The organism is Candidatus Symbiothrix dinenymphae, from assembly GCF_001431085.1.
Genome location: NZ_BBRU01000056.1, coordinates 1 through 1,126, shown reverse-complemented (window position 1 = coordinate 1,126; position 1,126 = coordinate 1). Strand labels below are relative to the sequence as shown.

1 protein-coding gene and 2 pseudogenes are annotated in these 1,126 nt (G+C 50.8%); 2 read left to right on the top strand and 1 reads right to left on the bottom strand.

Annotated features, from left to right (window positions below; genetic code table 11):
- Positions 1–237, top strand: a pseudogene (locus ASC50_RS00975) (8-amino-7-oxononanoate synthase); the annotation flags it as partial.
- Between the two features lie 11 nt (positions 238–248).
- Positions 249–611, top strand: a pseudogene (locus ASC50_RS06630) (phenylalanine--tRNA ligase subunit beta); the annotation flags it as partial.
- Here ASC50_RS06630 and ASC50_RS06805 read toward each other — a convergent pair.
- On the bottom strand, positions 580–930 hold the full coding sequence (locus tag ASC50_RS06805) for a hypothetical protein (protein ID WP_262482179.1): 351 nt from the start codon (positions 928–930) through the stop codon (positions 580–582). The pseudogene ASC50_RS06630 and the gene ASC50_RS06805 sit on opposite strands and share 32 nt — an antisense overlap.
- Between the last annotated feature and the right edge of the window lie 196 nt (positions 931–1,126).

The following is a 1,126-nucleotide window of genomic DNA, read 5'->3' as shown; positions in this document are numbered from 1 at the left end:
TCCACGCCCATCATCCCGCTATTTATCCGCAACAACGAAAAAACGTTCGCCATCACAAAAGAATTGTTCGACCGGGGCATATTCGTCAATCCGGTAGTGTCGCCGGCAGTAGCCCCCGCCGACACGCTCATCCGCTTCTCGCTAATGGCAACACACACATTTGCGCAGCTGGATTTTGCGCTGGATACGATAGAGAAAGTGCTAAGAAAAGCAGGGGTTTTGAATGGTGAAACATAAATGATACAGCTATGAACATCTCATATAATTGGTTAAAAGAGTATTTGAAATTCGACTGGACTCCGGCGCAGTTGTCGGATGCCCTCACGTCGATTGGCTTGGAAACGGGCGGCATTGAGGAAGTGGAAACCATCAAAGGCGGGCTTAAAGGCTTGGTCATCGGGCATGTACTGACCTGCATCGACCATCCCAACTCCGACCATCTGCACGTTACAACGGTGGATTTGGGCTCGGGCGAGCCTCAACAAATCGTCTGCGGCGCACCCAATGTGGCGGCAGGACAAAAAGTGGTGGTCGCCACCATCGGCACCACGCTTTACTCCGGCAACGAGTCGTTCACCATCAAAAAATCGAAAATTCGCGGCGCACGGACGGGAATTTGGGGAGTTCGGCAGACTTCACGGCACTGTTTTTGGCTGCCTTCAAAATCGCGTTCCAATTCAATTCCGCAAAAAAGACCTCTGCCGCTATGTCAAACGCCTTCGTAACCGTCTTTTTCAGCACGCCCAACTTGCCCAGCGGCTTGCCCCCAAGATTTTCAATGAGCAACCCCGAAGCAAAAACAGCATCGCTAAACGGCTTGTAAAACACCTTTTGCGCAGAAAGCCCCAACCGCAACAACACATTTTCAACGTAGGCTTTCAACTCATAAACCGAAGAATCTTCCGCCGGACGCAACCAATTAGCATTCAAAGAACGCCCCGTAAGCCACAATCCCAATGTGAATGTTTCACTAAAAAGTTTGTCATTGCAGGCTTGAACATTGTCATTGCGGGCTTGAACACCGTCATTGCGGGCTTGACCCGCAATCCCCTGTTTTACATTGCTCTCTTGCCCAACATCCGACTCCTTTTCAGGGGATTGCGGGTCAAGCCCGCCATGACGATAG